Annotated in this window: 20 protein-coding genes; 15 read left to right on the top strand and 5 right to left on the bottom strand. The window is 45.3% G+C overall.

Features of this window, described 5'->3' with window-relative positions:
- Window positions 1-47: 47 nt before the first annotated feature.
- A complete protein-coding gene (locus LZG73_RS20915) occupies window positions 48-590 on the bottom strand; it encodes an RNA polymerase sigma factor (RefSeq protein WP_233854274.1) in 543 nt (180 codons plus the stop codon).
- Between the two features lie 562 nt (window positions 591-1,152).
- Between LZG73_RS20915 and LZG73_RS20910 the strand changes: the two genes are divergently transcribed.
- From LZG73_RS20910 to LZG73_RS20865, 10 genes are all read left to right on the top strand, one after another.
- Window positions 1,153-3,078: a PfkB family carbohydrate kinase gene (locus LZG73_RS20910; RefSeq protein WP_233854272.1), complete on the top strand. Its 1,926-nt coding sequence runs from the start codon at window positions 1,153-1,155 to the stop codon at window positions 3,076-3,078.
- Window positions 3,075-5,333, top strand: a complete 2,259-nt coding sequence (locus tag LZG73_RS20905; RefSeq protein ID WP_233854270.1) for a regulator — start codon at window positions 3,075-3,077, stop codon at window positions 5,331-5,333. The genes LZG73_RS20910 and LZG73_RS20905 overlap by 4 nt, the downstream gene beginning before the upstream one ends.
- 1 nt (window position 5,334) lies before the next feature.
- Window positions 5,335-6,504: an exo-alpha-sialidase gene (locus LZG73_RS20900; protein ID WP_233854268.1), complete on the top strand. Its 1,170-nt coding sequence runs from the start codon at window positions 5,335-5,337 to the stop codon at window positions 6,502-6,504.
- A 131-nt stretch (window positions 6,505-6,635) separates the two neighbouring features.
- Window positions 6,636-8,864, top strand: a complete 2,229-nt coding sequence (locus LZG73_RS20895; RefSeq protein WP_233854266.1) for a hypothetical protein — start codon at window positions 6,636-6,638, stop codon at window positions 8,862-8,864.
- 5 nt (window positions 8,865-8,869) lie between these two features.
- Window positions 8,870-10,246 carry a DUF3748 domain-containing protein gene (locus LZG73_RS20890; protein ID WP_233854264.1) on the top strand — a complete coding sequence of 459 codons (1,377 nt, stop codon included), beginning with the start codon at window positions 8,870-8,872 and terminating at the stop codon, window positions 10,244-10,246.
- Window positions 10,247-10,301: 55 nt separating this feature from the next.
- A complete protein-coding gene (gene uxuA / locus LZG73_RS20885; protein WP_233854262.1) occupies window positions 10,302-11,501 on the top strand; it encodes a mannonate dehydratase in 1,200 nt (399 codons plus the stop codon).
- 44 nt (window positions 11,502-11,545) lie between these two features.
- A complete protein-coding gene (locus tag LZG73_RS20880) occupies window positions 11,546-12,334 on the top strand; it encodes an SDR family NAD(P)-dependent oxidoreductase (RefSeq protein WP_233854543.1) in 789 nt (262 codons plus the stop codon).
- Between the two features lie 29 nt (window positions 12,335-12,363).
- Window positions 12,364-13,197, top strand: coding sequence for a Bro-N domain-containing protein (locus LZG73_RS20875; RefSeq protein WP_233854261.1), 834 nt, complete (start codon window positions 12,364-12,366; stop codon window positions 13,195-13,197).
- A gap of 44 nt (window positions 13,198-13,241) precedes the next feature.
- The gene (locus LZG73_RS20870; RefSeq protein ID WP_233854259.1) at window positions 13,242-14,084 is read left to right on the top strand and encodes a ThuA domain-containing protein; all 843 of its coding nucleotides are present in this window, start codon (window positions 13,242-13,244) and stop codon (window positions 14,082-14,084) included.
- Between the two features lie 27 nt (window positions 14,085-14,111).
- Window positions 14,112-15,548, top strand: a complete 1,437-nt coding sequence (locus tag LZG73_RS20865; protein ID WP_233854257.1) for a Gfo/Idh/MocA family protein — start codon at window positions 14,112-14,114, stop codon at window positions 15,546-15,548.
- 49 nt (window positions 15,549-15,597) lie between these two features.
- Here LZG73_RS20865 and LZG73_RS20860 read toward each other — a convergent pair whose 3' ends face one another.
- Window positions 15,598-16,458: an AraC family transcriptional regulator gene (locus tag LZG73_RS20860; RefSeq protein ID WP_233854256.1), complete on the bottom strand. Its 861-nt coding sequence runs from the start codon at window positions 16,456-16,458 to the stop codon at window positions 15,598-15,600.
- Window positions 16,459-16,744: 286 nt separating this feature from the next.
- On the opposite strand from LZG73_RS20860, the gene LZG73_RS20855 reads away from it, so the two are divergent.
- From LZG73_RS20855 to LZG73_RS20840, 4 genes are all read left to right on the top strand, one after another.
- Window positions 16,745-17,173: an META domain-containing protein gene (locus tag LZG73_RS20855; RefSeq protein WP_233854255.1), complete on the top strand. Its 429-nt coding sequence runs from the start codon at window positions 16,745-16,747 to the stop codon at window positions 17,171-17,173.
- Between the two features lie 227 nt (window positions 17,174-17,400).
- Window positions 17,401-18,231 carry a sugar phosphate isomerase/epimerase gene (locus LZG73_RS20850; RefSeq protein WP_233854254.1) on the top strand — a complete coding sequence of 277 codons (831 nt, stop codon included), beginning with the start codon at window positions 17,401-17,403 and terminating at the stop codon, window positions 18,229-18,231.
- Window positions 18,232-18,409: 178 nt separating this feature from the next.
- The gene (locus LZG73_RS20845; RefSeq protein ID WP_233854253.1) at window positions 18,410-20,884 is read left to right on the top strand and encodes a TonB-dependent receptor; all 2,475 of its coding nucleotides are present in this window, start codon (window positions 18,410-18,412) and stop codon (window positions 20,882-20,884) included.
- A 166-nt stretch (window positions 20,885-21,050) separates the two neighbouring features.
- Window positions 21,051-21,290: a helix-turn-helix domain-containing protein gene (locus tag LZG73_RS20840; protein ID WP_233854252.1), complete on the top strand. Its 240-nt coding sequence runs from the start codon at window positions 21,051-21,053 to the stop codon at window positions 21,288-21,290.
- Between the two features lie 50 nt (window positions 21,291-21,340).
- Here the strand turns inward: LZG73_RS20840 and LZG73_RS20835 are convergent, their stop codons facing one another.
- The 3 genes from LZG73_RS20835 to LZG73_RS20825 form a co-directional block, all read right to left on the bottom strand.
- Window positions 21,341-22,786 (bottom strand): glycoside hydrolase family 125 protein, encoded by a 1,446-nt coding sequence (locus LZG73_RS20835; RefSeq protein ID WP_233854251.1) that lies wholly within the window; start codon window positions 22,784-22,786, stop codon window positions 21,341-21,343.
- Window positions 22,787-22,866: 80 nt separating this feature from the next.
- Window positions 22,867-24,138 carry an acyltransferase family protein gene (locus LZG73_RS20830; RefSeq protein ID WP_233854250.1) on the bottom strand — a complete coding sequence of 424 codons (1,272 nt, stop codon included), beginning with the start codon at window positions 24,136-24,138 and terminating at the stop codon, window positions 22,867-22,869.
- A 20-nt stretch (window positions 24,139-24,158) separates the two neighbouring features.
- Window positions 24,159-24,716 (bottom strand): GNAT family N-acetyltransferase, encoded by a 558-nt coding sequence (locus LZG73_RS20825; protein ID WP_233854249.1) that lies wholly within the window; start codon window positions 24,714-24,716, stop codon window positions 24,159-24,161.
- A 160-nt stretch (window positions 24,717-24,876) separates the two neighbouring features.
- Between LZG73_RS20825 and LZG73_RS20820 the strand changes: the two genes are divergently transcribed.
- The gene (locus LZG73_RS20820) at window positions 24,877-26,001 is read left to right on the top strand and encodes a Gfo/Idh/MocA family protein (protein WP_233854247.1); all 1,125 of its coding nucleotides are present in this window, start codon (window positions 24,877-24,879) and stop codon (window positions 25,999-26,001) included.
- Window positions 26,002-26,021: the final 20 nt, after the last annotated feature.

The following is a 26,021-nucleotide window of genomic DNA, read 5'->3' as shown; positions in this document are numbered from 1 at the left end:
AAAAGCGGAAGCGCACTGCTTCTGCTTTTTTAATGCCTATTTCTGGCTTATGCTACGGCAAAGTCCACCTTCTCTCTTAAAATCTGCTTCGCTTTTACCAATTGATTTTTGACCGTATTTTTCGAAATCCTCAAAAATTCTGCAATTTCCTGGTAAGATTTCCCTTCTTCTATATTCAGTCTGAGAATTTGCCTGCGTTTCACAGACAATGATTCCACAGCATTCACGACAAGGTTAATCCTGCGCTCGCTTTCCTCCCTTTCATCTTCCTCCACCACTTTCATGGCTTCCATATAATTTTTTCTGAGCAATTCACTTTTTTCCACTTTTTTGAAATGATCAAAAGCCATATTTCTCAGGCAAGTGAACAAGTATGAATTGAAGTTATACTCAGGCTTAATCTGCTCCCTTTTCACCCAAATCTTGATAAACACATCCTGCACCATATTCTCAGCTTCCTCTTCATCTTTAAGCAAAGAGGTTGTAAATCGGAGAGCCGGCGTTTTGTAATAATTATACAGTTCGGCAAAGGCTTGCTCATCGCCTTGCGTTACTTTAATCAGCGTGCTTTCGTCGGGATATGATGCCACAGTTGTAAATGTTTATCGATATAAATAGGGTTACAGCTTCTTTAAACTTTGGTTGCTTTTATTTTATCTTGAATAGATCCTACTGAAACAATGCCGTGTAAGAACAATGTTCATTTATTCATGATCAAATTGATATTCTGACTACTTTCTAAAATTTAAGTAACTGAGGCAAAGCCATAGCAATAGTAAATTCTGCTAATCTCCGAATCGGCAATGCATTATGTTGAGCGGCTTCTTATAAATCTTTGATAAATCTACGCTTAGGTTTGTAAATACAGATCGCAAACTGCGTAAATGAATCGTCATTTTGCGCAAACCCGTTTTATTAATATTTTCGCAACAATAAATTTACCCGCGGCTATCTATACTCATTATCAGTCATTTCATAGTGAATATTACAACCGTAAATGCCAGCTCGAATGAATGGCTAAAATATCCAGCTTAACAATTTTTTAACAATTGCTCAAAATGCCAGGATTGCAGATAGCCCGCCATTCAGGTTAAAGAGTATATATTTCGGTTAAAACGCCGACACCAATTAGTTGAATTCAGCTGCATTATCATGGATCAAAGTCGCATTTCAGAAATCCTTGAAAAAATTTCCTCGGTCAAAATCGGCGTCTATGGCGATTTCTGCCTCGATTCCTATTGGATTATGGACGAGCGCGGCTCGGAAGTTTCCATTGAAACCGGTTTGCAAGCGCAGGCAGTTGCACGGCATTACTATACGCCGGGCGGCGCAGCGAATGTTGTGGCTAATCTGGCAGCATTAAAACCCGCAGCAATTCGCGTGATCGGGACGGTTGGCAATGATATGCAAGGCCGCGAACTGACTTCACAATTACAAGGATTAGGCGCTGACACAACGGCTTTATTTATCCAAAAAGAGAATTTTAACACATATAGTTATCTCAAAAGGCTGGTCGACGGCCAGGAAGAGCCGCGCATTGATTTTGGTGTTTACAATGAACGAAATGAAGAAAGTGACGATTTGATTTTGAATGCATTGGAACAAGCATTGCAGGAATGTGACGCATTGATTTTCAACCAGCAGGTGACGGGCAGCATTAACAATGAAACATTCATTCAGCAGGCCAATGCATTGTTTGCAAAATACAGTCACAAAATCGTAATGTTGGATTCCCGACATTTCAATGACCGGTTTGAAAATACATTCTTGAAAGCCAATGACCGCGAAATCGCTTCGTTAAATGGCAAGCTGGTCAGCCCGGACGAAAATGTCCCGATCAGCGATGTGAAAAATTATGGAAAACAGGTTTTTGATAAATATAAAAAACCTGTTTTCGTGACTTGCGGCGAGAGGGGCATTATCGCTTTTGACGAAACTGGCGCACATGAGATTCAAGGTTTGCAGCTGAAAAACAAGCTGGACACGGTTGGCGCTGGCGACACGGCCATCAGCGCCATCACGCTTTCCCTGGCCGCTGGATTCTCTCCATTGCAAGCAGCAAGTTTCGGAAACTTTGCAGCCGCTGTGACCGTCCAGAAATTGTACACAACTGGAACAGCCAGTGCGCAGGAAATATTGGAAATCAGCACGGAGCCCGACTTCGTTTATAATGCAGATCTGGCTGATAACGAGCGCAATGCTTCATTTTTCACTGAAAGCGAATTTGAAATTTGCGAATCGGGTGTTCTGGAAAAGCTGGGTCACATTCGTTACGCTGTTTTTGATCACGACGGCACGATCAGCTCGCTCCGGCAAGGCTGGGAGGAGATTATGGAGCCCGTTATGATGCAATCGATTCTTGGAGAACATTTCGAAACAGTGGACACGAACACATTTAACCGCGTCTTGGCGCAGGTGAAGGAGTTTATTCACAAAACCACGGGCATTCAGACCATCTATCAAATGGATGGATTGGTCAATCTTGTTCGGGAATCAGGCTTCGTTCCTGAGCATCAGATCCTCGACAAATTCCAATACAAAGCGCTTTATAATGCAGGCTTGATGGAAATGGTCAACAAGCGGATGGAGAAACTCGCAGCAGGTGAGCTTGGACAAGAAGATTATACAATGAAAGGCGCCGTGGCTTTCCTCTATGAATTGAAAGAAAGAGGCGTAACGATGTATCTCGCAAGCGGCACGGATGAAGCCGATGTGAAACACGAGGCAGAAATGCTCGGTTACGCACATTTGTTTGACGGCGGGATTTATGGCGCATTGAAGGATTACACCAAGTTTTCGAAGAAAATGATCATTGAAAAGATCATTAAGGACAATAACCTCCGTGGAAACGAGCTCGCTGTTTTCGGCGACGGCCCGGACGAAATTCGCGAAGGGCGGCGTGCGGGAGGCGTTGCGGTCGGCATTACGAGCAATGAAGTGCAGCGGTTTGGTCACAATCCAGCCAAACGCCCTCGACTTGTCAAAGCCGGAGCACATTTGCTGATTCATGATTTTTCTCAATACAAAAAACTGGTCAACCTGCTCTTTCAGGAAAATGTAAAATTTGCCGATGCATGACGGGCCAATCCAGCAGACTTTCCCTAAACCCTATCTTCCTGATCCTGTTCGCAATTCTGGCTTCGTGCAAGGATAAAAAACCGGTCGTTCGTGAAGTTCAAAATTACCAAGACAAGCCCTTTTTACAGGAATATCACGACGCATATGTGCTCCCGGGTGGCATCGCAGAAAACGATGTAAGAAGCATTGTTGCAGATCAGCAATCGAACATTTGGGTTGCCACTGGCGCAGGAATTTTTCTCAAAAAGAAAAATCAGCGTGAATGGCAGAATGTGATTACGGGAGCCGATAAAGGTCCTGCATTTGCTGTTGCGGTTGATGCTGAAAATACGGTTTGGCTGGGAAACTGGAACGGCTTATTTACATTTAAAAACGGAAATTTAGAAAAGCTGGACGGCCCAAAAGGCCCGATTTCTGCAATCTGTGCGGCATCCGAGGGATTGTATGCATGGGGACCAAACGGATTTTGGTGCAACAATGGAAACGGCTTCAAGCAATTAAATGATCGGATTTCCAGATCTGTGAGGGATGTAATTTCTGATCAGAAAGGCGGGTTGTGGATGGCGACGGATGTTGGTTTATATCATTGGACAAAGGACAAATTACATCATTATTATAAAACAGACGCGCTGATCAGCGGTTATACCAAAGGACTCGCATTTGATTCAAATCAGCAATTGTGGGTCGCCGGACTGGGCGGTGTAACGATCCGGGATTCAGACAAAAAGCAAAAAGAACTTAAACCCGAAAACGGCCTCCCGACTGTGTACGCAACCGCCGTCCGCCGCGCATCCGACAGCACAATGTGGGTTGGAACCCAAGCAGGCATTGTGCGCTATAAGCCCGATGGAAGTCATTCGTTGCTTTTTTCGCGGCGCTGGCTGATGGACGATCAGGTGAATCACATTGATTTTGACAAAGAAGGAACGGCTTGGATCGCGACGCCGAAAGGGGTTAGTGCGATCAGAAAAAGGCAAATGACTTTGGCACAGAAAAGTGACTTTTTCTATAATGTGTTAATGAAACGGCACATTCGTGCGCCATGGATCGCGGGCCAGGCGCATCTGAAAATTGCGGGAGACACCACTTCCTGGCAGCCCGAGGACGATGACAATGATGGCGAATACACGGGCAATTATCTGGTAATGGAAAGTTTTAGATATGCTGCAACGAAAAATCCGGAGGCCAAAGCAAATGCTGCCAAAGCTTTCCGGTTCCTGAAATTATTGCAGGAAGTCACGGGCACGGACGGCTTTTTTGCCAGAACTATTGTCCCTTCGGACTGGACGAATGTGCATGATGGGAACCGGATCTTTACGGAAAGAGAAAAAGCGGATGAGCTGGTTAAAGAACCGCGATTTAAGCCCGTGGAAGTCCGCTGGCATAAGTCGAAAGATGGAAAATGGCTCTGGAAAGGCGACACGAGCAGCGATGAAATGTGCGGCCACATGTTTGGCTATTATTTCTATTACACATTGGTCGCTGACAACGCTGAAAAGAAGATTATTGCAAGCCACGTTTCCAAAATTGTTGACCACTTAATAAATAATAACCTCAACCTGATCGACGTCGATGGCACGCACACGCGCTGGTCTGTGTGGTCACCCGACGAGCTGAACCGGGACCCCGAATGGCTTCCTGACCGCAATCAAAATTCCATGGAAGTGCTCGCTTTCATGAAGCTCGCCTACCAAATGACGGGTAACAAAAAATATGAAAATGAATATATCGGGCTGATTAACAAGGAAAACTATCTCGAAAACATGTCGCAGGTTACCAGCCAGAACCCGGCCTGGCTAATTTATTTTGATGTGGTTTTGCAAGCTTATTTATATCCGATTTTGCTCAAATGCGAGCGCGATCCCGAGCGTTTGAAATTTTATAAGAACCATCTGAACGAATGGTTCGCCAAGGGCAAAGGCGATCATAACCCACTGATTAACTTCATATATTGCCATTCAACCGGCCAGAAAGTTGAGCTGGCCAATTCCATTGACTTCCTTGTCGACACACCGCTCGATCTGGTTGACTGGCCCATTGATCACAGCAAACGCGAGGACATTCACATTGTTAGAAAACCTGTGCTGGAAGACCAGCAAGTGAATGCATTGCAGCCCGCTAGCATTCGCATGACAGTGCGCTGGGATAAAAATCCGTGGACAGCAGCGGGTGGAAATCCGCAAGTGGAGCGGGAGCCCGTTTTTTGGCTTTTACCGTATTGGATGGGACGATACATGAAGATGATTCAAGATTAATATGAAAATTTCATTAGCGGCATTCTTCTGGCTTATTTCACTCACCATCACTTTTGCACAAAACAGCGCGGTGAAACAGCAAATGCTGATTTTTCCGCTGCAAGAAAAGCACGTCCATGGGAGCAGCATTGTGAGCTTGCCAAATGGCGATTTTCTGGTGGCCTGGTTTCAGGGAAGTGGCGAGCGAACTGCCGACGATGTGCGGATTATGGGGGCAAGATTGAAAAAAGGGCAAACAAAATGGAGTGAGCCTTTCCTGATGGCCGACACGCCGCACATCCCCGACTGTAATCCGGTTTTATTTCTCAATGCGGAAGGAAAGTTGTTTTTGGTCTGGATTGCCGTGCAAGCTAACCTTTGGGAACAATCCATACTAAGGCTCAGAACGACAACCGATTACAACGAAAACGGCGCGCCCAACTGGACCTGGCAAGACAATATCTTATTGAAGCCAGATAACAGTTTTGCACAAGAAATTGAGATGAAATTCAAAGATCTGCCCGGTTATACAGCTGGCTGGGCTGGCTATGCGCCTAAGTATGATAACATGATCATTGAAGCTGCCAAAGATCCTGTTAAACGCAGCATTGGCTGGATGACGCGGATTAAACCGCTGATTATGGAAAACGGACGCATAGTGCTGCCACTTTATTCCGACGGTTATAATCTTTCAATAACCGCCATTTCCAATGATTATGGCGCAAGCTGGAAACCAGGACTTCCGATCGTAGGACGCGGACCGATTCAACCTGCATTAGGCATCAAAAAGAATGGTAACCTTTTTGCTTACATGCGCGACAGCGGCGACGCACCCACCCGCGTTCACTACAGCGAATCTTCTGATAAAGGGGAAACGTGGACGGCGACGCAAAAAACAGACATTCCGAACACGGCCAGCGTGGAAGTGCTGGTTTTGAAAGATGGCAGATGGGCGTTTCTGGGGAATGATATTGATAATGGCCGTTACGAATTGAGTCTCAGGATTTCAACGGATGAAGGCAAAACTTGGAAAAGAGGTTGGATTGAAAACGACAGCTCCAAAAAGGGCAGTTTCTCCTATCCTTCTCTGATCCAAACCGCTGACGGAATGTTGCATATGACTTATTCATTTCATACCGAAAAAGAAAAAAAGTCGATAAAATACGTAACTGTCGACCCAAGTCTTTTGTAAAACATTGCTAGCGCGAAGCTGGAGCTTCGCGCCAGCGATACAAAATAAGCTAGCGCGAAGCTCCAGCTTCGTGCACCCGCACCCTGCTTCGTGCCAACAACAAAGAACCAAAAATCTAAACCCTATAAATAATGCTCAAACGCTCTCAATTGCCACTTTTTTCGCTCATTGTCTTGGCGGGAATTTTTTCCATCCCAAAAATTACAGCGCAAAGTGTTCACCAGGACAAGCCCTTCACGCAGGATTACAGCGTCAAATATTACGGCGATGCTAAAATGGACTTTCAGCAGGTCAGCGCAGACCGGAACGGCCATGTGCAAATTCTAGGAAAGGAAGGTTTGCTGCGCACTGAAAATGGGCGGTTTCAATATCCCGGCAGCATTAGGACCGACAATAGTTATCGGTTCATGAAAGACAATAAGATTACAGCAATCACGAATTATAAGGAGCAATTTGTTTACCTGACCGACTCATTTGTGATGAGCAATGCATGGGCCGGGACGCTCCTATGCAAGCACACATTGCCCAAAGCCAATATTTTCGCCGGTGGAAATGAATTCTCGTTTCTTGTTTCTGATGGAAAATCTCTCGAATTGGTCAGGGATTCAAAAACGCTTTGGAATGGCTCTTTGCCGGACGATCGGGTTTTAGACATTGTTTTTCAATCCGCAGGAAATCAGTTCTGGATTCTCGGAAGCAAGTCATTATATAGCTTTAATCCCGGAAATAATGCGTTGACAAAGGCTTTTTCGGGAAATAATTTCACTGCATTAAGTCTTGCTAGTAAAGGTGAAAGCATCATTATCGGCACAACCGACGGTTACATTGATTTTGATATTTCAACTAAAAAACAAACCGGAGAAATACATAATAAGCTGCCTGTCAATAAAATATCAGTCATTAAAACGATTGGTGAAAAAGTCTGGTTTGGCTCCGAAGAAGGGGCATTTGCACTTCGGTCAGATGGGAAATTCGATTATTACAATGGCGAGCGCTGGCTCCCCGGTGATGTGGTTGTGGATATTGCAGAGGGGCCAAAAAAATCTGTTCTAATCCTTACGGATAAAGGCTTGGGGCAAATCGCATTTAAAACTATAACCCTTGAAGAAAAGGCGGCTATTTTTGAAGAACAGGTCCGGCAACGCCACATTCGCAACGGCTTCAATGCTTCGTTAGTCCGCATGGAGCAGGGAAATCTCGCGACGGGATTTATGGAAGATTCTGATAATGATGGACTTTGGACCTCGATGTATTTGGGCGGTGAGATTTTTAAATATGCTGTAACCAAAGATCAGGAAACACTTCAAAACTGCCGTGAGTCATTGGATGCGATGGAGAGGCTGTATTCGGTAACGCATATTCCCGGCTTTCCGGCGCGTTCATTCGAGCGGTCGGGGCATATGAAAGAGCTGAGCGATGTAGAGCGCTGGCAACGGAGCGCCGAAAAACAATGGGATTGGAAGTCGACCACAAGCAGCGACGAGATCATCGGACACATTTTTGCATTCAGCGCAATGGCTGAATTGGTAGACGACCCTGCCATGAAAAAGAAAGCCGTTGCGCTCATTGACACCGTCATGTCACATATTGTTAAAAATGACATGTATCTGGTTGATTTTGATGGCAAACCTACGATGTGGGGCAAGTGGAATCCGGATTATGTGAATGCTTTTCCAATCAATGTAGGCGACCGAAAGCTGAATTCGTCCAACATTGTGGCCATGCTGCAGACCGCTTATCATTTTACCAAAAAAGAGAAATACAAGGCAAAGGCTTTCGAATTAATGAATAAGCACGGTTATTTCGAAAACATGATGCGATCAATGAAAGTCATTGGTAAGGCACCGGAAGACGCGGACGAGCACAGCAAAGACATGTCTGACGGCTGGAACCACTCGGATGATGAAATGTATTTTGTGGGTTATTGGGGACTTTACCGATATGCGTTCAATGACACGTTGAAAGCACATTATAAGCAGCAAATCCTCGACCATTGGCAAGTTGAGCGCCCGGAGAAAGAAGGTGCGTGGAACATTTTTACAGCATTGACCGGTGTAAAAGATTTTGATTTGAAAGAAGCTGTCTGGTATTTGCAGGAGCACCCGCTGGATTTCATCAATTGGAACATTAAAAACAGTCACCGAAAAGACATTGAGCTGATCGCCCCAAACTTTCGCAGGCAAACGACGAAGGAAGTGCTTCCACCCGACGAGCGGCCCATTCAGCGCCATAATGCGAATATGTTTAATTTGGACAAAACGGGAAGCAATGGAACTGAGGAGCACAGCGCTGGCGACATTTGGCTTTTGCCTTACTGGATGGGCCGTTATTTAGGCGTCATCAGCGCGCCTCAAAAATAGCTCTTATGCGAATCCAGCGTTATTCTTATCTTTTTTTACAAATGCTTTTGCCAATGCTTTCTTGTCAAACAGAATCTATGCCGCAGGAAAAACAGATCACGCATGATTATGGTTACCATCACGATCTGGACAATAACGACAACTTTTCACCTGACGGAAAATGGCTGGTTTACGACACGAGAACGGATAGCGGTGGCATTGCAGAGTCGGCTAAAATTGAAAAAGTGAACATTGAATCCGGCGAAAAGAGGGTTTTGTTTGAAATTAAAAACAATCAGGTTTGGGGGCCCGGAGCAGGAGCTGTCAGTTACAGTCCGAAAGAAAATGCAGTTGTTTTCATTCATGGTTTGGCAAATAGCACGCAAGAAAATCCGTATCAGCAATGGAGGCGAACGGGCGTTATCATTGAAGACGCCCACCCAGGCACGCCGATTTTTATGGATGCCCGCGACGTCACTTTCCCTTTCACGCCGGGCGCATTACGCGGCGGAACACACCGGCACGAATGGAGCGGCGACGGAGAATGGATCGGTTTTACTTATAATGATGCCATTTTAAAAGCATTGGAAGATTCGACCGGCTCTAAACGAAACCTGCGCACCATTGGCGTTTCGCGCAAAATCAAACCTGTTTATGTTGATAAAAATGACGAAAATGTTTCTGGTGAATGGTTTAGCGCGTTGGTCGTGCGTGTTGTGCCAAATCCAGCGCCAGGAAGTGATGAGATTAGTCATGCGGCGGGCGATAGTTGGGTTGGGACCAATGGTTATTCGCTAAAAAATGGCCAAAAGCAGCTTGCCAGGGCATTCACTGGCATTGTAAAGGATAAAAATGGAAAGGATGTAAGCGAAGTTTTTATTGTGGACATTCCCGTGGACATCACCATTCCCGGCGAGCTCGGACCTTTGGAAGGCACAAAAGACGACTTCCCTATGCCGCCAAAAGGAGCAATTCAAAGAAGATTAACATTTACCGCCAAAACCAAAAATCCCGGATGCACAGGCATTGTGCGCTCCTCCTCAGACGGAACCTCGCTCGCCTATTTTGCCAAAGATGCCAACGGCATTGATCAGGTTTTCCTCATTTCGCCATTTGGCGGCGAGCCACGCCAGCTCACAGCGCATGAAACCAATGTTTCCGGAAATGTAAGATGGCGGCCAGACGGGAAATCTGTAAGTTACGTGCATGAAGGGAGCATTACATTGTGCAAAACGGTTGAAGCGCCTTTTGAACAAAGATTTACAAAACTGACACACCCGACCCGTCCGGCTCCTACAAATATGGTGTGGTCACCGGATGGAAAAATGCTGGCTTTCAATCGGTTGATCAAAAAAGAAAATACGGCTTCGCAGCAAATATTTGTTGTAGAGGTGAAAATGTAGGGGAAAGCGCAAGCAATTGCGTCTGCATATTGTAACTTAATATGCAATTTATCCTATGATTCATACCATGCGCTGGTTCGGGCCGAATGATCCTGTTTCATTGATGGACATACGCCAGGCCGGATGCGCCGGAGTTGTCAGCGCGCTGCATCAGATTCCTGTTGGAGATGTGTGGTCGGTTGATGCAATTAAAGAGCGCAACGCCTTAATCCACGCTGGGAATGAACAATTTACGGATCTTCAATGGCTGGTTGTGGAAAGTCTCCCGGTTCACGAACACATTAAAAAAGGACTCCCTACCCGCTCATTATACGTTGAAAATTACAAGCAATCGTTAAAAAACCTGGCGGCTTGCGGGATTAAAACCGTTTGCTACAACTTCATGCCTGTGCTGGATTGGTCGCGCACCCAGCTCGACTATGCAATGCCGGAGGGGCATAAAACGTTGCGCTTTGTTTGGGAAGATTTTGCATTGTTTGACCTGTTCATTCTCAAAAGACCCAATGCTGCCGCTGATTACGAGCCTGAAATTCAGCAATCCGCTTCCTTGAAATTCGAGCAAATGTCGCAGGATGAGATTTTGCATTTGACAAACACTGTTCTGCTCGGCTTGCCTGGTTCTGAGGAAGCATTTGATCTGGTCAATTTTCAAAGCTTGCTGGACGCTTATGCCGACATTGACGACAAGCAGCTGCGTCAGAATCTTTATTATTTTGTCAAGGAAGTGGCTCCCATTGCTCAGGAATTGGGAATCAGCCTCTGCATTCACCCCGACGATCCGCCACGCTCTTTATTAGGATTGCCGCGGGTTGTCAGCACGGAGGCGGATCTTGAAGAGCTCATGCAGGCCAGCAATGTGCGTGCAAATGGAATCACTTTTTGCACAGGCTCGCTTGGCGTAAGGGCTGATAATGACCTGGTTAACATCGTTGAACGATTCGGCGACCGCATTCACTTCGTGCATTTGCGGACGACAAAGCGGGAAGACGGGACGCGCAATTTTCACGAAGCACCTCATTTGTATGGCGATGTGGATATGTATGCTGTGGTAAAAGCATTATTAGCCGAAGAGCAAAAACGCAAAGCTGCTGGCTATCAAGACAGTGAATTGCCCATGCGGCCCGACCACGGTTTTCAGATGCTCGACGATTTGCACAAAAAAACTTATCCCGGCTATTCCGGCATCGGACGCTTGAAGGCGTTGGCAGAACTGCGCGGCCTGGAAGTGGGCATAAAGCGCTCGGCTGCCATATGAGAGAACAAGATCAGCCTCATTTAATTACTTACGATTATAGAAAAATGCCTGAAATTGGAGATAAAAATACGCCTGGTTTGAATGTCTTTTCGCTCGAAGGCAAACTGGCGCTGATAACGGGAGGCGGGAGTGGAATTGGCTTTTACATTGCGCAAAGCATGGTTCAGTCTGGCGCAAGAGTGGTGATTACAGGTCGTCGCGAGGCTGTTTTGCAGGAAGCAGTTGGCAACCTTGGCGACAATGCTGCTTATTTTGTCAATGACATCACGCAGCTCAGCAGCATTCCCGCATTGATCGCAGACATTGAATCCACGCATGGAACGATTGATATTTTGGTCAACAATGCGGGCATTAACATGAAAAAACATGCCGTTGAGGTTACAGATGAAGATTTCGATCGCGTCATTCGGACCAATTTACATGCTGTTTTTGCAGTAACAAGAGAATGCGGCAAACGAATGATCGCACGTAAGCAAGGCTCCATTATAATGATCACTTCCATGGCCGCATTATACGGAATTGACCGCGTGGTGGCATACACGGCATCCAAATCGGCTGTCGGTGGCATGGTGAAGGCGCTCGCCACTGAATTTTCTCCATTTAATGTAAGGATAAATGCAGTCGCGCCGGGTTTTATAGAAACGCCCATGATGCTCACCGCGATGAACGGCGATCCGGCACGCCGCGACAAAGCCATGGACCGCACGCCCATGGGAATCTGGGGAAAACCCGAAGACATCGGCTGGGCCACCGTTTTCCTGGCCTCCCCCGCCGCCAAATTCATCACCGGCATAACCCTGCCCGTGGACGGAGGGAATTCGATTGGGTTTTGACTTTGAAAATTTAGACTTCAACACATGCTATGGAAGGGAAAATTAAAATGTTTGATCAAAAAAGAATTAGAAGCCATTGGGATGCTGACCATGAAAGATGGTTTTTTGCGATCACTGACATTGTTGGCATTTTAACAGAAAGCCCAAATCCGAGAAAATACTGGAGTGTCTTAAAGGGACGCTTAAAAAAAGAAGGGAGCGAGTTGACTACAGTCTGTAGTCAACTGAAAATGACCGCTGCCGACGGAAAAGCTTACCTGACCGATGTTGCGGACACGGAACAAGTGTTGAGGCTAATCCAGTCAATCCCATCGCCCAAGGCCGAGCCATTCAAGTTGTGGCTTGCTAGTGTAGGAAATGAGCGGATTAACGAGACGGAAAACCCAGAACTTACTTTTGACCGAGCAATGAAAACTTATTTGCAAAAGGGTTATAGCAAAGCATGGATCAATCAACGTCTTAAAAGCATTGAAATTAGGAAAGAATTAACTGATGAATGGGAGAATCGCGGCGTTAAAACAGGTAAAGAGTTTGCAACATTGACAGACATTATCACGCAAGCGTGGAGTGAGAAAACAGTTAGGGAATACAAAGAATTTAAGAATCTCCAAAAAGAAAATTTGAGAGATAATATGACAAATCTCGAATTAGTCCTCAACATGCTGGCAGAAGCAACGACCACTGAAATCTCAAAGGAAAAACGTCCTGCCAGCTATAATGAAAGTAAAGAAATTGCAAATGCCGGCGGAAGTATTGCTGGAAACACACGAAAGGAAATAGAGGCAAAGACGGGGAAGAAAATTGTAACTAGGGACAACGCCAGATTACTGGCCAGTCGCGAAAAGCCTGACGAATTGCGATAATTCAATTCTGCGTCATAGACATTAATCATCTCAATTTTAACCCCATGAACCAACATAAGTTTTTCAAATTGATTCGACTTCTCTTTACTTTTTTGATTTTGACTTCCATTTTCCAAAACGGCTTCGCCCAAAAAATCAAATGGAATAAGGTTAAAGTTCTGGTTTATACCAAGAATGGCAAGGGTTATGTGCATGATAACATTGCGGCTTCCGTGGCGGCGATTCAGGCTTTGGGGAAGCAGCACGGCTTTGCGGTGGAAGCGACGGATGATCCTTCGAAGTTTACGGATGAGAATTTGAAACAATATGATGTGCTGTTTTTTTCAAATACAAATAATGATGTCTTCGACACGGATGCGCAGCGCGTTGCATTAATGCGCTATATGCAGGCTGGCGGAAATTTTGTTGGCCTGCACTCGGCTTCGGGGACGGAGCGGAAGTGGCGCTGGTTTAAGGACATGCTGGGCGGGACGTTTTTCTGGCATGAACCGGGGCAAAGCTTCTCAGTCAACATTCTTGATTCGAAAAACCCTGCTTTAGCGCATTTGCCAGCCAAATGGGAGCGCAAAACGGACGAGTTTTATTTTGTAAAAGAAATGGCTGTGAATTTGAATGTGCTCGCAGTGAACGATCATTCCACCATTCAAAAACCGGCTGGAAAAGCGCTGGACACATTTGGAACCGTGTTTCCATCTGTCTGGTGGCACGAGTATGACGGCGGACGAGCGTTTTATTCTTCCCTGGGGCATCAAAAAGAAGATTATGAGCAGGAGGATTTGCGAAAGCACATTTTGGGCGCAATTGAATTTGCCATTGGACCCCAAAAATCAAGGGATTACAGCAAGGCTTATGCAACAAGCCCGACGGATGAAGTGCGTAAAAAGTAAATTCAATCATCACATTTCCTGGCTTTTATGAGAAATTTAACCGAACAAAATAATCAGGACAGGCGGTCATTCCTGAAAAGTGCCGCTAGCGGAACTGCCGGAATTATAGCGGCGTCCATGTTCCCCGCGATCGTTCCGGCAAGTGTTTTTGGCAAATATGCGCCTAGCAACCGGATTAATATCGGCCAGATCGGCATTGGACGCATTGCAACGGGACATGACCTTCCCGAAATTTTGAAGAACGAAGTCGCACACGTGATGGCTGTTGCGGATCTGGATAAAAACAGATTGGCACAAGGAAAAGCGTGGATTGAAAAGAAATATGCGGACAAAACCGGAAAGGCAAATTACGTCGATGTTAAGGCGTATGACGACTATAAAGAGCTTTTGGCCAATAAAGAAATCGATGCGGTGATCATCAGCACGCCGGATCACTGGCACGCGCAACCTGCAATGGAGGCGGCCGTGGCCGGAAAGCATATTTACATGCAAAAACCGACTTCGCTCACGATCAAGGAAGGCCGGATGATGGCTGAGATGATCAAGAAAAAGAAGGTTGTTTTCCAGCTGGGGAGCCAGCAGCGGTCTATGAACCCTTGGCCGCAGTTCAAACGGACTTGTGAGCTCGTGCGAAACGGGCGCATCGGCCAGCTGAAAAAAGTTTATGTCGGTCTTCCCGGCGATCCTGCTGGTGGTAACACAGAAAAAATGCCTGTCCCGGCGAACTTGAATTACGATATGTGGCTCGGCTCGACTCCCGAGGTCTATTATACATTGGACCGCGTGCATTCGCAAACCGATATCAATGACCGTCCGGGCTGGCTGCGTTTGGAGCAATTCGGCGCGGGAATGATCACGGGCTGGGGCTCGCACCACATTGACATTGCACATTGGGGCATGGACACAGAACTCACCGGCCCCATTGAAATCGACGGAAAAGCCACTTTCCCAGCCGCAGGCTCGGGTCTTTGGAATGTGCACGGGGACTTTCTGGTTAATGCAAAATATGCCAATGGCGTTGAAATGGAAATCGGCGGCACCAATCCGAACGGTATTAAGTTCGAGGGAACGGATGGCTGGATCTTTGTTTCGCGCGGAAATGTAGGCGTAACAGCTTCTGATCCAGTCGCTGCGGCTTCGGCGGCTGAAAACAAAGCATTTTACGCAAGCAACAGCAAAATCCTTGGCTCGGTAATCCAGTCGGATGAAGTTCACTTATACGAAAGTCCTGAGCAACACCAAAACTGGCTGGAATGCATTCAGAATGGCAAAGAAACGGTTAGTCACGTCGAAATTGCTCAGCGTTCCTGTTCAGCCTGCTTAATTGCGCACACAGCCATGAAGCTGGGCCGGAAACTGAAATGGGATCCAAAAAAGGAAGAATATATCGGCGACCAAGAAGCCAATGCAACACTTTCAAGGCCGCAGCGCGGCCCATATGGGACAAACTATGTTAAAGGATAATTTTTTCAATTGCCCCGGGCTTAAGCCCGGGGCAATTGAAAAAATTGAGTCAGTAATTTCCTTTATATTCTCTCGGCGTATGCCCGATGTATCTTTTGAAATTTCTGTTGAAGTTAGATAAAGAATCAAATCCGCTGTCATAAGCGATCTGGGCGATCGTCCACTTGTCTTCCAGCAGCAATTTGCACGCGTGGCCAATGCGGATTTCGTTTACAAAATCAATAAATGTTTTGTTTGACCTGGCTTTGAAATATCTGCAAAAAGCCGCCTCCGTCATGCCTGCGAGCGAGGCGACATCGCCAAGCCGCATCTCCTGAGAAAAATGCTGCAGCACGTAATTGTGCACCTTCTGCATGCGCTCGGTTTCCGAAACTTTGTATGTGTTGACATAACCATAACTCGAAATGGGCGAACCGCCTGCCTCATGCGCAAGCTTATCAAGCAATGTCAGCAGCCTTAAAATAGTCTGGAAACCTTCCGAATGCATGATAGACATCAGCTCTGCTCGAATGTGAGTTCTGAGTTCATTTTTGTATTCAATTCCGCGTTTGGAATCCATCAGCAGCTGCTTTAAGGCCAGCATTTCAGGTTTGTCCAGAAAATCTTTTCCCAAAAAATCTTCCTGAAAATACAAAACAACACCGTGCGTCTGCAAGGGCGAGCCAGCCTCAAAATAGGCCGCATCACTCCGCCAAAGGTGTGGCACATCAGGCCCCAGGAAAACCGTATCCCCCGGACCGAAAGTTTGCACCGAATCACCAATCAGCCGCTTGCCCGTTCCTTCCAGAACTGTGAACAACTGATAATGCGGATGAAAATGCCAGTTAGGATCGAAATGAGGCGCTTTAAGCTCCTGAATCGTCACTGTCCTGACCTGACTTTCGATGTTTTTATGGATTGGTGCCTTCATGAAACCTGCCCTATTTTACCTTATAATCTTGTAAAAATAACGAATAGCAATCAAAATCCGATTAGAAGTGATTTCTACTCACGATGATGGTTGGAATAATCAATGATCAAACGGCAAAAGAATTTTACGTTGTGCGCGTTGTAATAAACGGAATGTGCGGATCTGAGAAATGGTGTGATTTACCAGTGGCATAATTTTTACAACGAAATGTTACCCGTAAATCCTGTTTCAGGCATTTCCTTCAAGTAATGTTCCCTATCTATTTAATCGTTAGCAGTAAAGCGTCATGAGAAAAATTGTCCTTCAATCAACATTCCTAATCTGTGTTTTCTTGTTATCAAGTTGTGGAAAAACGACTACAATCAATACAAATGTGGAGCTTACCGGCAAATGGGAGCTTCAAAGTATAGTGCAAAATTCTGACACCATCCAAAAACCTGCGTTAGCAAGAGGCCAAATGCCTATCAGCTTAAATTTTAAGGAAAAAGGCGAATTGGAAGGCACAACATCAACGAATATTCTGACTGGCTTTTACGAAACCGCTCAACAAAATACAATTCAAATGGGCGGCGGCGGAACAGAACGCGCAGAGACACATTGGGGAAATCTGTTTGTAAATGCATTGCCGAATGTGAATTTGTATGACCTGAAAACAAACAAGCTGGTGCTCTATTATGAAAACAATAACCAAATGATTTTCAGCCGAGTGCAATAGATTCATTATTAAGGAATCCTTAAAAAGGCAGCATTGATCTCGCGATTGATGCTGCCTTTTCTGTGCTTTTTGCAGGAGGTTAACCGGATTTTATTTCAAATTGCTTTTGCGCAATCTTTGATTTGTCAATATGTGACCGATAATAATCAAAACAGGTGAACAGTAAGGTGGCTTTTTGTTGTAAAATTGTGTGCAATAATGAATGGGACGCTTAAAAAATTACATTGATGAAGTACAGTATGAATCTCCTTCTTTGGGGAAACCAGATAGATGAAAGTCTTTTTCCAACGCTTGAACTGATTAAAGAAATTGGCTTTGATGGCGTGGAAGTCCCGATTTTTAACACCGATCCTTCGCATTGGTTTGGCTTCCGCAAAAAACTGGATGAACTCGGACTCGCATGTGAAACGGACACAATCTGCGGCCCAAATGAGCATTTGATCAGTCCAAATCCTGCCATGCGAAGACACACCATTGATCATTTAAAAAGCGCATTGGATTGCTCACTGGTTTTGGGTGCAACCAAGTTGATGGGCCCTTATCATTCTGCATTGGGCGTTTTTACTGGTAAACCGGCAACTCCGGAAGAATGGCAATGGGGCATTGAAGGCATTCGCGAAGTGGCGGATTATGCTGAATCGCTTGACATTACATTGGGTTTGGAATATTTAAACCGTTTTGAGCTTTATCTGACAAGCTGCGGCGACGAACTGATCCGCTTTGTGGACGAAGTGAACCACCCGAATTGCAAGATCATGTTTGATACATTTCACGCGAACATTGAGGAAAAGAACATTGGTGACGCAATCCGCAAAGCAGGCGACCGCATTTCGTTCATCCAGCTTTCAGAAAACGACAGGTCTACGCCGGGAAAAGGGAATGTGGACTGGGATGGAATTTTCCAGGCGATTAGCGACATCCGTTATGACGGCTGGATCAGCATTGAGGCCTTTAGCCCAAAACTTCCGGTTGCGAATATCTGGCGAAAAATGTTCGAGTCAGAAGAACAGTTGATGCGCGATGGACTTTTATTTATCAAATCCAATTTATCCAAATAACGGCCCGCATTCAACGCATAGCCTGAAAAGCAGAATTAATAGAAAAAATTGAACATTTAAAATGAATTTCGCAATCTGCGTATATAGTATGTGATTTTCCAAATGCATTATTTTGGATTAGTCTAAATAAGATTACTTTTGCTCGACAAATCAAAAGTCCTCTTATCCATCCATATATATGCGTTTACAACTTCTATTATGCTTTACGCTGCTGTGCGCGGCAGCTCATGCGCAGACTGGCAATATAAAAGGCTCAATTAAGAATGGTTCGGAGCAGCCAGCTGAGTCGGTTAATGTTATTTTGAAAGGAACAGGAAAAGGAACCGTCACTTCGGCTGATGGTTCCTTTGAATTTTCAGGGCTTACTCCGGGTAATTATCAGTTGATTGGAACAGGCGTTGGTTTCAAACGCATTGAAAAAAATATTTCCGTAAAAGCGGACGAAACGGCAACCCTCGAACTGACTGCGACCGAAGATGCGCAGGAATTGCAAACCGTAGAAATCACTGGCCGCAAGGAAACAACTTACAAAAATGACCTCTCTTTCATCGCCAGCAAAACGGCCACACCAATTAAGGACGTGCCGCAGGCGATCAGTTATATTACCAAAGAAGTAATGCGCGACCAGGGAACATTCCTGATGGGCGATGCCGTAAAAAACATGAGTGGCGTAAATCAATTCACCTTTTACGATGACCTGACCATTCGCGGTTTCCGCATGAATGGCGGCAGCACAACGCAGCTTGTGAATGGTTTGCGGACATTTTCGGGATTTTGGAAACAGCCCCCGGTGAATTATCTGGAACGAGTGGAAGTGATTAAAGGCGCTGCCTCAGCATTATACGGAAACACTTCACCAGGCGGAACGATCAACCGTGTGACCAAAAAGCCGCTTACAACTCCACAGAAATCGCTGACGTTTACAACCGGAAGTTTCAACACATTGCGCACATTGGCCGATTTTACCGGACCTATGAACGAAGACAAAACATTGCTTTACCGCCTTAACCTGGGTTATGTAAATGCGCAGGGATTCCGGAATCTGCAATTTGATAAAAACATTATCGTCGCGCCGTCCGTATCGTTCCTGCCAACTGACAAAACCCGCATCAATTTTGACCTCGTATACAACCGCTCAAACAGCAGGCTCGATCGCGGACAATCTGTAAAAGGCAATGATCTTTATTCGAGTTCGATCAAGACGTCGCTGAATGCGGTGAATGATTATTTGAACGAAGAAACTTACCTGATTACGACCTCATTAAATCACCAGTTTACCCAAAACACATCTTTCAACATTGCTTATCTCCGCACAGGTTATTCCGAGGATTTGCTCGAACACAGAAGCAGCAATGTGAATGGCATTGATTCGGCTGGAAAAGCGATTGAAAATCTGGTTGCGAGACAGGTTTTTATAAGAAAAACGAAGTCATTTATGGACAATGTATCATTGTTTTTCAACCATAATTTCAGCACCGGAATTGCTGAGCATAAGCTGGTTGTGGGTTATGATTACATTCAATCTGTAACGCCAAAAGGCTCGGGACAACAAACTGCAAACGGTTATTTACTGAAAGCAGGCGGCGCAGCCGCATACAATGCCAAAACGCCCGAAAAATTCGTGTTTTATGATTACACAGAAAACGGCGTTACCAGGAGCATTCCAAAGCCTAATATCACGCATTACGACCTCACCGAGCAGAATAACAATATGGAAGATCCTTCCAAATACATTTATAATGTTGTTACGAATGCGTCTACAACTCCCGTTTTTTACAAGTTGCACGGCCTTTATTTGCAGGAACAATTGAAGCTAAACCGCTTGCAAATTCTGCTCGGCCTGCGTTACGACACTTACGTTGACAAGAAGAATTACACTAAAAATAACGAGACAAATGTAACCCAACATGCGTTTCTGCCGCGAATCGGCGCTGTGTATACGCTTACAAACAACATAAACATTTACGGAACTTACACCAAGGGTTACAACCCGCAAGACGCCACCGTGCAAAGCGATCCACTATCCGGCGGCCCATTTGACCCAATCCGCAGCAGCTTGTATGAAGCTGGTTTGAAAACAGAGTGGCTGGATGGACGCGTTACTGCCAATGCATCGGTTTATCAGATTGAGCAATCCAACACATTGTATTCCGCCAATGCACCTGAAAATCCAAACCTTATGCAGCAAATTGGTTCGGAAAAAGCAAAAGGAGTTGAATTTGATGTAACCGGAAACATTCTGCCAAATTGGAACCTGATCGTCGCTTACAGTTATAACGATGCCAAAATCACAGACGCCGGTTCAAAAGCAACGGATCAAGTCCTTGTGAATCTGCAAAAACCCAATGCGCCCAAGAATCAGGGAAGCATTTGGACTAAATATACTTTTTTAAATCAAGCATTAAGCGGCTTGGGAGTTGGACTGGGAGCCAATTTCGTAACCGAAAGGAATTTATCGCTAAACAATACGCAAACATTGCCGGGTTACGAGTTGCTGAATGCAGCCATATATTACAAGATTGACAAATTCCAGTTTCAAGTGAATCTCAACAACCTGGCAAACAAGACTTACTGGGTTGGTGGATATGATTATTTGCGCCTTTTTCCAGGAGCGCCGAGAAATTTCATGGCTACGATTTCCTACACTTTTTAATGTGAGTGTTAGTAATGCTGCGCCCGCTTGATTAAACCCATTAATTTTTGATTCTGTAATCAAAACCATGTCCATTATACGAATCGGCAGTAGAATACTTATCTGAAAACCGAACAGTTGCTCAGACGAGCATATTTAAAGAAAACGTTCGCAGATTGGACTCGCTTTGCAAGAGTACGAGCTTAAAACCTACCCGATTTCTGCACCAAAAACCCTAGAGGGCATGATTGAATTGCGCATGTACGAATTACGCCTCAAACAAAAAGATATTGCTGAAACGCTCGGGGTAACGCCTGTAAAGCTTTCTATGATTTTGAGCGGTAAGCAAAAGCCGGATATTCATTTTTTAAAAGCACTTTACAAAAAATTAAATGTTCCGGCTGATTTTATTCTTGAACACATTTGAAAAGACTTCCCAAGTCTTGGAGACTTGGGAAGTCTAACGCCCAGCGGCGCTCAATAAACCTTCGCCAGCAAATGCGGCCGCTCCTTCTCCAATTTCAAAATCAACTCCCCAAACAAAGTATTAACCCAAGCAAACCATTTCCTCGTAAACTTCGACTGGTCGTCTTTGTCGAAGGATTCGTGCATAAAGCCGGTGTTGTTGTGGGTGTTTTTCAGGAGTTTTAGCTGGGCTTCAATTTCTTTATCGTCCGTAGATGTGATGGCTCTCGCGATGATGCCCATGGGCCAGATCTGGTTGACCAATGTATGCGGGCTGCCTAGTCCTTCTCCTGCTTTTCCTTTGAAGAAATATGGATTGGAATCGCTTAACACGAATTTTCTTGTATTGATGTAAATTGGGTCCTTTACCGACATTGCGCCCAAATACGGTAAGCTGATCAAGCCTGGGATGCCTGCGTCGTCCATGAGTAGATAATTTCCAAACCCATCCACTTCAAACGCGTAAATCTTTCCAAATTCCGGATGTGTATACACTGCGAACTTTTTCAGGGCATTTTCAACTTCGGTTGCTAATGCCTTGAACTCGCCTGCGAGCTTAGCTCCTTCTCCGCCAGTTTTCTCCAAAAGCTCAGCGATTTCCCGAAAAGAAACGACTGCAAAGAAATTAGAAGGAACAAAAAACGGATACATTGCCGCATCATCAGAAGGTCGGAATGTGCTCGCTATCAAGCCATTTGGTTTAATAGGATTTCCATAACCATTCCCCGGAACCGTATCCGTAGACCAGGAAGTTACGCGGCCGAATTTGTACGGACCGGGACCGTCTTTGCGTTGCTGTTCTTTGCAGGTTTTTAGGATAAGTCCCATTGCCTTCGTCCAATCGGCATCGAATGGCTTTGTATCGCCTGTTATTTTCCAATAATTATAAGCCAGCCTGACCGTGTAGCAAAGTGAATCCAGCTCCCATTTGCGTTCGTGGAGCATGGGTTTCATGTCCGTCACGTCCTTTGTCCATTCACTTTCCTTTGGGCGGTCGTAAAATGCGTTGGCATAGGGATCAATATTAATGCATTTGGTCTGGCGGTTGATGAGGCCTGCGACCATGTCCTTCAACTTCGCGTCTTCTTTGAGCAATGGCAAATAGGGCCAAACTTGCGCTGTGCTGTCGCGGAGCCACATGGCGTCAATGTCGCCTGTAATTACGAATGTATCAGGCTTGCCATCGATGGGCTTGTAATGGACGGTTGTGTCAATGGTGTTCGGAAAGCAGTTTTCAAAAAGCCAGGCCAATTCCGGGTCTTTAATGACTTTTTTCATGCGGGTAATCGTGGCTTCTACTGCCGGGCTGGTGAAGCTGCGCTTGTCAGCTGCGACGCGCACGACGGGGAAATCAGCAGGACTTTTTGCAAATGACCATTTTGAAACGGCTATTCCAGCCACGGCCAATGCGCTGGTTTTTATGAATGTTCTTCGTTGAGAGCTGCTCGGTTGAGACATGGATTCAGGAAAAATGTGATTTATTAAAAATTTTTAAAGAAGCAATTTAGACAAAAATTCATCACTTCCTTTTAAGAAAGTCAAACCTTAAACACCAGCTTATTTCTATAAAGCAGCCATAAAATCACAAACCACAATATCAGATAAAGAAGCGCATAGACCAAAGAAGCATTCATAGGATTGGCAAATGCAGGACTGATCTGATATTTATACAAATAAGGAACAAGTTCCATCTGCCCTGAGGCCGGATCGGCAGGGTTATCGACTTTAATAGCATTCAAAACTCTGAAAATCATTCCTGAAAAGAAGAATACGACCATTGGATTAACCCCAAAAATGACCCAGAATATAGTCCAGCCTGCATAGCCTTTTACATCAATGATAAAATACAAAATCGCAAGAGATACGAGTGCCCAGCCAGCCGCGTACAAGACAAATGAACTCGTCCAAAGTGCTTTATTGAGCGGAAATACAAAACTCCAACCCCAGCCCACCACAATGGCAGCGATGCCTCCAATGAGCAGATAAGTTGCTTTTTGATTTTTGTCAAAATTAGCTCTTAACAATGTTCCCGTCAGCAAACCGGCGATCCCCGTTCCTATCGCCGGCAATGTGCTCAATATCCCTTCTGGGTCCCAGGTTTTTGAAGTGGCCCACAAATGGCCTGGCAACAGCAAGTTATCTAACCAAGCAGCCAGATTAGTCCCTTTTTCCAAATTCGCATCGCCTACTCCCGGAACAGGAATGAGGGTCATGACAGCCCAGTAAACCAATAAAATGACAACACCAACAATTGCCTGCGTAACCCAGCCGGTTCGTAAATAAAGTAAAGACGCAATCAAATAAACAACCGCAATCCGCTGTAATACCCCCGGAATCCGAACGGTGTTAAATGGCTCAAATCCGCCGAAAGCGAGGATCATCATCACTAGGAAGATGAAAAATGCAACTAAGAACTGCCAGTTTTTATCATAATCCGCAAAAAGCGCCACGACAATGATCGCTGTGATAAGCAGCCTGACACCCAATAATGGCAGACCTTCCAGACCGAACATTTGAATGCGAATGAAGAATCCTGAAAACAAACCCAGACAAAATATCCGCAATGCCCGCGTTATGATTCTTTGCAAAACGGCCACATTCCAAGTTTTCTGAGGCGTTGCCAGAACGATTGAGACTCCGACGATGAACAGGAATGTTGGGAAAACCAGATCCGTGGGAGTGCAACCGTGCCATTCTGCATGCAAGAGCGGCGCATATACATTGCCCCAGTCGCCCGGATTGTTTACGATTGTCATCAGGATAATGGTGAGCCCGCGCAGGACGTCCAGCGAAACCAGTCGTTGTTTCATAGATTTCTAATACTTTTTGATTAAAATGAAATCTCCCGCACCATATGATCATACGTGTGCCCCAGAAAATCCTTCTCACCAACCACCTGAAAACCTACTTTTTCATAGATCTTTCTAGCATCCGGATTCACATGATCCACAATCAGCCCGACGCGGCTGAAATGCTGCGTTGCGGCAAGCTCACAAAATGCATTAAGCAGTTTTTTACCAATTCCTTTCCCCTGATGCGCTGGATTAACATTCACGCAATCAATATAATATTCGCCCGCTTCCGTTTCATCATTGGGCGAAAAATCGGGATCAGACTTTCTGATCACTTTCAAAACCGGCTCACGCAGCTTGTGCAAACGAGCGCCGTCATAACCCACAATAGAGCCGATGACGCCACTTTCATCTTCATACACCAATGTATTTTCATAACTATATTGATTGCCTTTGCTTCCAATGAACTGCTTCATAAGCGGAATGGCGTCATTAGGATCGTCGGATTGGGCGAATATGCAGGCAATGTGGCCTAATGCTAAAATGATAAGCGGAGCCAGGGCAGGAGCATCTTCTGATACGGCAGGTCTGATCATAAAATTCACAATTTGTATCTATATTTTGCAAGAAATCATCCTTGCGCCAAAAAACAGGTCAAAATCGAGTCAGTACTAATCAAAAGACGTAAAGTTTTTAGCACTATTTTGTTTTAAAATTGTATTACCCAAAATCCAGATCATTAACCTAGTAATAAATATGTCTCAAAAAATTAACGTTGCGATCGTTGGACTTGGCTTCGGAGCCGAATTTATCCCCATTTACCAGCAACATCCCAATGCCAACATGTACGCAATTTGCCAGCGCACAGAGTCAAAACTGAATGAAGTGGGCGATCAATATGGCATCGAAGTGCGTTACACAAGTTACGATGACCTTTTGAATGATCCGAATGTAGACGCAGTGCACATTAACTCCCCGATCCCCAATCACGCCGAGCAAACATTGAAGGCATTGCGCGCTGGAAAGCACGTAGCTTGCACGGTGCCGATGGCGACGAGCGTGGAGGATTGCATCGAAATCGTGAAAGCGACCAAAGAATCGGGCAAAAAATACATGATGATGGAAACCGTTGTTTATGCGCGGGAATTCCTTTTTGTAAAAGAATTGTATGAAAAAGGTGAGTTAGGAAAGGTGCAATTTTTAAAAGCAAGTCATCAACAAGACATGGAAGGTTGGCCTGATTACTGGCCTGGATTGCCTCCTATGCACTATGCAACGCATTGCGTGGGCCCCGTTGCGGGACTTCTGAAATTGGAAGCGCAATATGTTTCCTGCTTTGGATCAGGGACAATTAGTGAAGATCTTGCAAAAATTCACAACTCTCCTTTTGCAGTTGAATCTGCCCATATTAAATTTAAGGACAGCGACTTATCAGCTTATGTCTATCGCTCGTTATTTGATGTGGCGCGTCAGTACAGAGAAAGTTTCGAGGTTTACGGAAGCAAGAAATCATTTGAATGGCCATTGATCGAAGGTGAAGATCCTGTGATCCACACGGCTAAAAAACCGGAGCACGAGATCGCGGAGAAAGTGGCAACACCTGATTACGCACATTATTTGCCAGAGGAAATCCGTCATTTCACCGGAAAAGGCGTTTATAACCTGGATGAAAATGCGCATTTGTCATTCGTACAAGGCGGCGGCCACGGCGGCTCGCACCCACATTTGGCACACGAGTTCATCACGGCATTGATCGAAGACCGCGAACCTTTCCCGAATGCATGGCAATCGGCAAACTGGACGAGCGTTGGGATTTTAGCGCATGAGTCTGCATTGCAAGGCGGGGCGTTGATACAGTTGCCGGATTTTAAAAACGTATAAATCAAATAACAGACTTTCCA

The organism is Dyadobacter sp. CY326, from assembly GCF_021390515.1.
Classification (GTDB): Bacteria; Bacteroidota; Bacteroidia; order Cytophagales; family Spirosomataceae; genus Dyadobacter.
This window is presented reverse-complemented; position numbering and strand designations above follow the sequence as displayed.

Bases quoted from the DNA above. Each gene is read 5' to 3' on its own strand.
- LZG73_RS20910 (WP_233854272.1), top strand. From the start codon at position 1,153: ATGGATCAAAGTCGCATTTCAGAAATCCTTGAAAAAATTTCCTCGGTC.
- LZG73_RS20905 (WP_233854270.1), top strand. From the start codon at position 3,075: ATGACGGGCCAATCCAGCAGACTTTCCCTAAACCCTATCTTCCTGATC.
- LZG73_RS20900 (WP_233854268.1), top strand. From the start codon at position 5,335: ATGAAAATTTCATTAGCGGCATTCTTCTGGCTTATTTCACTCACCATC.
- LZG73_RS20895 (WP_233854266.1), top strand. From the start codon at position 6,636: ATGCTCAAACGCTCTCAATTGCCACTTTTTTCGCTCATTGTCTTGGCG.
- LZG73_RS20890 (WP_233854264.1), top strand. From the start codon at position 8,870: ATGCGAATCCAGCGTTATTCTTATCTTTTTTTACAAATGCTTTTGCCA.
- uxuA (WP_233854262.1), top strand. From the start codon at position 10,302: ATGATTCATACCATGCGCTGGTTCGGGCCGAATGATCCTGTTTCATTG.
- LZG73_RS20880 (WP_233854543.1), top strand. From the start codon at position 11,546: ATGCCTGAAATTGGAGATAAAAATACGCCTGGTTTGAATGTCTTTTCG.
- LZG73_RS20875 (WP_233854261.1), top strand. From the start codon at position 12,364: ATGGAAGGGAAAATTAAAATGTTTGATCAAAAAAGAATTAGAAGCCAT.
- LZG73_RS20870 (WP_233854259.1), top strand. From the start codon at position 13,242: ATGAACCAACATAAGTTTTTCAAATTGATTCGACTTCTCTTTACTTTT.
- LZG73_RS20865 (WP_233854257.1), top strand. From the start codon at position 14,112: ATGAGAAATTTAACCGAACAAAATAATCAGGACAGGCGGTCATTCCTG.
- LZG73_RS20860 (WP_233854256.1), bottom strand. From the start codon at position 16,458: ATGAAGGCACCAATCCATAAAAACATCGAAAGTCAGGTCAGGACAGTG.
- LZG73_RS20855 (WP_233854255.1), top strand. From the start codon at position 16,745: ATGAGAAAAATTGTCCTTCAATCAACATTCCTAATCTGTGTTTTCTTG.
- LZG73_RS20850 (WP_233854254.1), top strand. From the start codon at position 17,401: ATGAAGTACAGTATGAATCTCCTTCTTTGGGGAAACCAGATAGATGAA.
- LZG73_RS20845 (WP_233854253.1), top strand. From the start codon at position 18,410: ATGCGTTTACAACTTCTATTATGCTTTACGCTGCTGTGCGCGGCAGCT.
- LZG73_RS20835 (WP_233854251.1), bottom strand. From the start codon at position 22,786: ATGTCTCAACCGAGCAGCTCTCAACGAAGAACATTCATAAAAACCAGC.
- LZG73_RS20830 (WP_233854250.1), bottom strand. From the start codon at position 24,138: ATGAAACAACGACTGGTTTCGCTGGACGTCCTGCGCGGGCTCACCATT.
- LZG73_RS20825 (WP_233854249.1), bottom strand. From the start codon at position 24,716: ATGATCAGACCTGCCGTATCAGAAGATGCTCCTGCCCTGGCTCCGCTT.
- LZG73_RS20820 (WP_233854247.1), top strand. From the start codon at position 24,877: ATGTCTCAAAAAATTAACGTTGCGATCGTTGGACTTGGCTTCGGAGCC.